This window comes from Mycobacterium sp. ABE4_509 (assembly GCF_056160785.1).
This window is the reverse complement of sequence record NZ_JBSWXU010000063.1, coordinates 21,406-28,249: the sequence shown is the minus strand read 5'-3', so window position 1 is coordinate 28,249 and position 6,844 is coordinate 21,406. Positions and strand designations below refer to the sequence as shown.

Below are 6,844 nucleotides of genomic sequence, written 5' to 3'. Positions count from 1 at the left end.
ACCCGCACCCGTGCACCGGGCGGCGCACCACGTGCGTGCCGGGTTCGCCCGGGCGTCGCGGCTGGTGTTGCCGGCCGACGAGGCCGCGGTCCTGCCGGCGCTGGTGCTGGGGGACACCTCGGCGGTACCCGCACAGGTGACCCAACGGTTCCGGACGGCGGGCCTGACCCATCTGACCGCGGTGTCCGGGGCCAACGTGACGATCGTCTGCGGCGCCGTTCTGCTGTCGGCCGCGGTGCTGGGCCCGCGAAGCGCGGTCCTGCTGGCCGCGCTGGCGCTGCTCGGGTTCGTCGTGGTGGTGCAGCCGTCGGCAAGTGTGCTGCGCGCCGCGGTGATGGGCGCGATCACGCTGCTGGCGGTGTTGTCGCGACGGCGACGACAAGCGCTGCCCGCGCTGGCTGCCGCCGTGGTGGCGCTGATGATCGCCGCACCCGAGTTGGCGGTCGACGCCGGATTCGCGTTGTCGGTGTCGGCCACGGCCGCTTTGGTGCTCATCGCTCCCGCCTGGTCGGCCATGCTGACCGGTCGGGGCTGGCCCCGGCCGCTGGCCGATGCTGTCAGCGTCGCGCTCGCCGCCCAACTGGTCACCGCGCCGCTGGTGGCCGCCATCTCCGGTTCGGTGAGCCTGGTCGGGGTGGTGGCCAACCTGCTCGTCGCACCGGTGATCCCGCCGATCACCGTCCTCGGCACCGCGGCGGCGGCATTGTGCCCGCTGTGGCCCGCTGGGGCCGAACTGCTGATCCGGTTCACCGGCCCGGAGGTGTGGTGGCTGCTGACGGTGGCCCGGTACGCCGCAGACCTGCCCGCAGCGTCGGTCCCGGTGCCCACCGGCCTGGCCGGGGTGATCACCGTCGCGATCGCAGCCTCGCTCGTCGCGGTGGCATGGCATTGGGCGCTGTCGGGGCGGCGTGACACGATCGTGCGGTGAGTGACACGCTGACCGGCCTGCATCTGATCCTCGGCGACGAGGAGCTTCTGGTGGAGCGGGCGGTGGGCGCGGTGCTGCGGCAGGCGCGCAAGGCGGCCGGCACCCAGGAGGTGCCCGTCGACCGGCTACGCGCCGGCGAGGTCGGTGTGAGCGAGCTGGCCGAACTGCTGAGCCCGTCGCTGTTCGCCGACGAGCGGGTGGTCGTGCTCGAATCGGCCGGTGAGGCCGGCAAGGAGGCGGTCTCGGTCATCGAGTCCGCCGCGGCCGACCTGCCGGAGGGCACGTTGCTGGTCGTGGTGCACTCCGGCGGTGGGCGCGCCAAGGCCCTGGCCGACAAATTGAAGAAACTCGGCGCCGAGGTACACCCCTGTGCCCGCATCACCAAAGCCTCGGAACGGGCCGACTTTGTGCGCAAGGAGTTTCGTTCACTGCGGGTCAAGGTCGGTGACGACACGGTCGCCGCGGTGCTGGATGCGATCGGATCCGACATCCGTGAGCTGGCTTCTGCGTGTTCACAGCTGGTCGCCGACACCGACGGTCAGGTCGACGCCGCGGCGGTGCGCAAGTATCACTCCGGCCGCGCCGAGGTGAAGGGATTCGAGATCGCTGATCGGGCGGTGGTCGGCGATGTCGCCGGGGCGGCCGAGGCGCTGCGGTGGGCGATGATCGGCGGCGAGCCGCATGTGGTGCTCGCCGACGCGCTGGCCGAGGCGGTGCACACCATCGCGCGGGTGGGGCCTCTGTCCGGGGACGCGTACGGGCTGGCCGGCGAGTTGGGGATGCCGCCTTGGCGGGTGCAGAAAGCGCAGAAGCAGGCCCGCCGCTGGTCGCGGGATTCGGTGGCCGAGGCCGTTCGGCTGGTGGCCCAGCTGAACGCTGACGTCAAAGGGGCTGCGGCCGACGCGGACTACGCGCTGGAAAAGGCGGTCCGCGGTGTCGCGGAGCTGGTGAGCGACTAGATGGCCCGGAGCTGGTGAGCGACTAGACGTACCGGAGCTGGTCGGCGATTAGATCTTGTTGTAGGCCTGGGCCAGGGCGGACTTGCGGTTGGCGGCCTGGTTGCGGTGGATGACACCCTTGCTGGCGGCCTTGTCCAGCTTGCGGCTGGTAGCCATCAGCAGCTTGCCTGCCTTCTCCTTGTCGCCGGCTTCCACAGCCGAACGGAACCCGCGCACGGCCGTGTGAAGCGACGACTTCACCGACTTGTTGCGGAGACGGCGGCGCTCGTTGGTACGGTTCCGCTTCTCCTGCGACTTGATGTTGGCCACGCGTGTATTCCTTCGTAAATCTCGACTGGGTTGCTTAAGTCATGGGGGTGCCCGTGCCGGGCAGCGACTGTTCAGGTTACCAGTGAGGCCAGAAATCTCCCAAAGCGAGACCTAGCAGCCTGCCGAAACGGCGGAAATGTTGCAGCATGGCAGTTGTGCGCTCGGCACAGCGCGAGGGAGGAGCAGAGGACACTTGGCGACGGAGACGGCACGAACTGCACGCAGTAACTCCAAACCGGTGAAACGGCACGACGGCGTCTTCGGTGGATACAACAAGCTCGGCTCGTACGCCCAGGCGTTCGACGAGATGTTCGACGGCCAGGGCCACGTCCGGGTGCCCTACAAGGGGATCCACTCCGAACTCGCCCCGTCCGACGCGTCGGAGCTCGAGGCGCGTTCGGAAGCGCTCGGGCGCGCGTTCATCGACCAGGGCATCACGTTCTCGCTGTCGGGGCAGGAGCGGCCCTTCCCGCTGGATCTGGTCCCGCGGGTGATCTCCGCCGCGGAATGGACCCGCCTCGAGCGGGGCATCCGCCAGCGGGTGAAGGCCCTGGAGATGTACCTCGACGACATCTACGGCGAGCAGGAGATCCTGCGTGACGGCGTCATCCCGCGCCGTCTGGTGACCTCGTGCGAGCACTTCCACCGCGAGGCGGTCGGGATCGTGCCGCCCAACGGGGTGCGGATTCACGTCGCCGGGATCGACCTGATCCGCGACGACCAGGGCAACTTCCGGGTGCTCGAGGACAACCTGCGCTCACCGTCGGGCGTGTCCTACGTGATGGAGAACCGGCGCACGATGGCGCGGGTGTTCCCGGATCTTTTCGCCACGCACCGGGTGCGCGCGGTGGGTGACTACTCATCGCATCTGCTGCGGGCGTTGCGCAACGCCGCGGCCAACAACGTCGCCGATCCCACGGTCGTGGTCCTCACTCCGGGCGTGTACAACTCGGCCTACTTCGAACACTCGCTGCTGGCGCGGCAGATGGGCGTGGAACTCGTCGAGGGTCGTGACCTGTTCTGCCGGGACAACACCGTCTACATGCGCACCACCGAAGGTGAGCGTCAGGTCGACGTCATCTACCGGCGTATCGATGACGACTTCCTCGATCCGATGCAGTTCAAACCGGACTCGGTGCTCGGGGTGGCCGGCATCCTCAACGCCGCCCGCGCCGGCAATGTGGTGATCTCCAGCGCGGTCGGCAACGGTGTCGGCGACGACAAGCTCGTCTACACCTACGTCCCCACGATCATCGAGTACTACCTCGGTGAGAAGCCGCTGCTGGCCAACGTGGACACCTTCCGGTGCTGGCTCGACGAGGAACGTGAAGAGGTCCTCGACCGGGTGGACGAACTGGTCATCAAACCGGTGGAGGGCTCCGGCGGCTACGGCATCGTGTTCGGGCCTGACGCCTCGGAAAAGGAGCTGGCCACGATCACCAAGAAGATCACCAACGATCCCCGCGGCTGGATCGCCCAGCCCGTGATGCAGTTGTCCACGGTGCCCACCCAGGTCGACAGTCACCTGGCGCCTCGCCACGTCGACCTGCGTCCGTTCGCGGTCAACGACGGTGACGACGTCTGGGTGCTGCCGGGCGGGCTGACCCGCGTGGCGCTGCCGGAGGGCTCGCTGGTGGTGAACTCCAGTCAGGGTGGCGGTTCCAAGGACACCTGGGTGCTGGCCTCGCGCACGTCGGGGGCCGACCGGGAGCTGGCCGGCGACGAGGTGGTGCGGGCGTTGCCGACCACCGCCAAGGCCGGTGGCGCCAAGGCCGGCGCCGCGAAGAACGGAAAGACCGCCAGAAACGGGAAGCCCCCCAAAAACGAGGTCCTCGAAACGCCGCCGAATCAGCAGCAACAGCAGCAGCAGAACCAGATGCAGCAACGGCAGCAGCAACAGTAGGGAGGTGGACGACGATGCTGGCACGCAACGCGGAATCGCTGTACTGGATCGGTCGCTACGTCGAACGCGCCGACGACACCGCCCGCATTCTCGATGTGACGGTGCATCAGCTGCTCGAGGACGCCAGTGTCGATCCCGACCAGGCCTCGCGCACCCTGCTGCGGGTCCTCGGGATCGAGCCGCCCGACGAGGAGCTCGACGTCTGGTCGCTGACCGACATCGTGGCGTTCAGCCGGGACACCTACGGGGGCTGCTCGATTGTCGAGGCCATCTCGGCCGCCCGTGAGAATGCCCGCGGGGCAAGGGAAGTGACCTCGACCGAGATGTGGGAGTGTCTGAACACCACCTACAACGCGCTGGCCGAACGGGAGCGCGCGGCCAAGCGGCTGGGACCGCACGAGTTCCTGTCCTTCGTGGAGGGCAGGGCGGCGATGTTCGCCGGACTGGCCGACTCGACGCTCAGCCGCGACGACGGCTACCGGTTCATGGTGCTCGGCCGTGCGGTCGAGCGGGTGGACATGACGGTGCGGCTGCTGTTGTCCCGGGTGGGTGACACCGCCTCGTCGCCGGCCTGGGTCACCGTGCTGCGCTGTGCCGGTGCGCACGACACCTACCTGCGCACCTACCGCGGCGCGCTGGACGCGGCGCGGGTCGTCGAGTTCATGCTGCTGGACCGGCTTTTCCCGCGGTCGATCTTCTACTCGCTCAAACTCGCCGAGCACAGTCTCGACGAACTGCTCAACCGTCCGCACGGCCGGCTCGGCGCCACCGCAGAGGCCCAGCGGCTGCTGGGCCGGGCGCGAAGCGAGCTGGAGTTCCTGCAGCCGGGGGCGGTGCTCGACGACCTGGAGGTGCGACTCGCCGGGTTGCAGAAGACGTGCTTCGACGTCGGAGAGTCGTTGGCCCTGCAATACTTCCACTCCGCCCCGTGGGTGGCGTGGACCGATGCCGGTCGCAATGCGTTGGTGATCGAAGAAGGAGAGATTTAGATGTGGCGGATGCGTGTGGTGCACGCGACGGGCTACGCGTACAAGTCGCCGGTCACCGCCTCGTTCAACGAGGCACGCCTGACGCCGCGATCTGACAACCGGCAGAACGTGATCCTCAACCGGGTCGAAACCGACCCGGCGACAAGGTCTTACCGCTACGTCGACTACTGGGGTACCGCGGTGACGTCGTTCGACCTGCACGCCCCGCACACCGAGTTGGAGGTCACGGCCTCGTCGGTGGTGGAGACCGAGAAACCCGACGCCCCCGCCGAGTCGATATCCTGGGACGAACTGGGCACCGAGGCCGTCATCGACCGCTACGACGAGGTGCTCTCACCGACGCACTACGTCCCGGCGAGCAAGCGCATCGAGCGGGTGGGCCGCCGCATCGCCAAGTACCACGAGCCGGTCGATGCGGTCATCGAGGCGGTGCGCTGGGTGCAGGACGAACTCCAGTACGTACCGGGCACCACCGGGGTGCACACCTCCGGGGTGGAGGCGCTGCGCGAAGGTAAGGGCGTCTGCCAGGACTACGCCCATCTCACCTTGATGTTGTTGCGCGGCATGGGGATCCCGTCCCGCTATGTGTCGGGCTACCTGCACCCGAAGCACAAGGCCAAGGTGGGCGACACCGTTGACGGTCAGAGCCACGCCTGGATTCAGGCATGGACCGGCGAGTGGTGGAACTACGACCCGACCAACGACACCGGGATCACCGAGCAGTACATCAGCGTCGGTGTGGGCCGAGACTACGCCGACGTCACCCCGCTGAAGGGCATCTACTCGGGTGAGGGGTCCACCGACCTCGACGTCGTCGTGGAGATCACCCGGCTGGCGTAGCGGCTATCCCGTGCCGACGCCGGGGTGGACCTCGACTCGGTGCAGGTCGTCGCCGATCTCGATCTGGCGGTCGAACACCGCGGCGGCCAGCGCGCGCCAGTCATCTTCCTGGCCGGGCTGGATCGGCGGGACGTAGTGGGTGAGGATCAGGATTCCGACGCCGGCTCTGGCCGCTGTGTCGGCGGCCTGCTCGACGGTGGAGTGGTAGTCGCAGATGTCGCGGATCCGCTGCATCGGCATCGCGTCGACGAGGTCCTTGCGGATCACCGTGTGCACCAGGGCTCCGGCCCCTTCGGCGAGGTGGTCGAGTCCGGGGCAAGGCACCGTGTCGCCGGCGAGCACCACCGACGCGCCATGGTGCTCGATACGGAAACCGATGGTGGGCGCGACCGGGCGGTGATCGGTCGGGCCCACCGTGATCGCGACGCCGTCGCGGCCCCACACCACCCCCTCGGTGACCTCCTCGACCTCCACCGGCGGCGGCGTCGTCAGGTCGGCGTGGTGGGCGATGCGGTATCCGATGTCGGGGCCGAAGGCCCGCAGTGTGTTCTCGACGACCTCGGCGATTCCGGGTGGTCCGATGATCGGCAGCGGCGGCTGGTTCGGGGCGAAGTTCGCCACCCACCGGCTGATCAGCACGTCACCCAGATCGGCGATGTGGTCGCTGTGCAGGTGGGTGATCAACAGCGCGGTGATCGCGGTGGGGGCCACCCCCAGCGCGGCGGTCCGCATCAACACGCCTCGGCCGCAGTCGACGAGGAAGATCTGGTCACCGGCGCGCACGAGCGTCGACGGACCCGCGCGGCGAGCGTCGGGGATGGGGCTTCCGGTGCCGAGCAGGGTCACTTCGATCATGGGTGTCACCTAACCCTGTCCGGCGCGTTGCAGAGTGCCGGAAACGCCGATTTCGCAGCGA

Annotated in this window: 7 protein-coding genes; 5 read left to right on the top strand and 2 right to left on the bottom strand. The window is 68.5% G+C overall.

From position 1 onward, the window contains the following. Nucleotides 1–928, top strand: a 928-nt coding sequence (locus tag ACXAID_RS15010) for a ComEC/Rec2 family competence protein (protein ID WP_475023001.1), incomplete at its 5' end; no start/stop codon positions are given. Nucleotides 929–936: 8 nt separating this feature from the next. Then, nucleotides 937–1,887 (top strand): DNA polymerase III subunit delta, encoded by a 951-nt coding sequence (gene holA, locus ACXAID_RS15005; protein WP_475023005.1) that lies wholly within the window; start codon nucleotides 937–939, stop codon nucleotides 1,885–1,887. 48 nt (nucleotides 1,888–1,935) lie between these two features. On the opposite strand, the gene rpsT is transcribed toward holA, so the two are convergent. Then, nucleotides 1,936–2,196 carry a 30S ribosomal protein S20 gene (rpsT, locus tag ACXAID_RS15000; protein WP_475023000.1) on the bottom strand — a complete coding sequence of 87 codons (261 nt, stop codon included), beginning with the start codon at nucleotides 2,194–2,196 and terminating at the stop codon, nucleotides 1,936–1,938. Nucleotides 2,197–2,332: 136 nt separating this feature from the next. On the opposite strand from rpsT, the gene ACXAID_RS14995 reads away from it, so the two are divergent. From ACXAID_RS14995 to ACXAID_RS14985, 3 genes are read left to right on the top strand one after another with little or no spacing between them, the layout of a single operon-like run. After that, nucleotides 2,333–4,099 (top strand): circularly permuted type 2 ATP-grasp protein, encoded by a 1,767-nt coding sequence (locus tag ACXAID_RS14995; protein WP_475022999.1) that lies wholly within the window; start codon nucleotides 2,333–2,335, stop codon nucleotides 4,097–4,099. A gap of 14 nt (nucleotides 4,100–4,113) precedes the next feature. After that, nucleotides 4,114–5,088 (top strand): alpha-E domain-containing protein, encoded by a 975-nt coding sequence (locus ACXAID_RS14990; RefSeq protein ID WP_475022998.1) that lies wholly within the window; start codon nucleotides 4,114–4,116, stop codon nucleotides 5,086–5,088. Then, nucleotides 5,089–5,928 carry a transglutaminase family protein gene (locus ACXAID_RS14985; RefSeq protein ID WP_475022997.1) on the top strand — a complete coding sequence of 280 codons (840 nt, stop codon included), beginning with the start codon at nucleotides 5,089–5,091 and terminating at the stop codon, nucleotides 5,926–5,928. Nucleotides 5,929–5,931: 3 nt separating this feature from the next. Here ACXAID_RS14985 and ACXAID_RS14980 read toward each other — a convergent pair whose 3' ends face one another. Then, nucleotides 5,932–6,783 carry a ribonuclease Z gene (locus ACXAID_RS14980; RefSeq protein WP_475022996.1) on the bottom strand — a complete coding sequence of 284 codons (852 nt, stop codon included), beginning with the start codon at nucleotides 6,781–6,783 and terminating at the stop codon, nucleotides 5,932–5,934. Nucleotides 6,784–6,844: the final 61 nt, after the last annotated feature.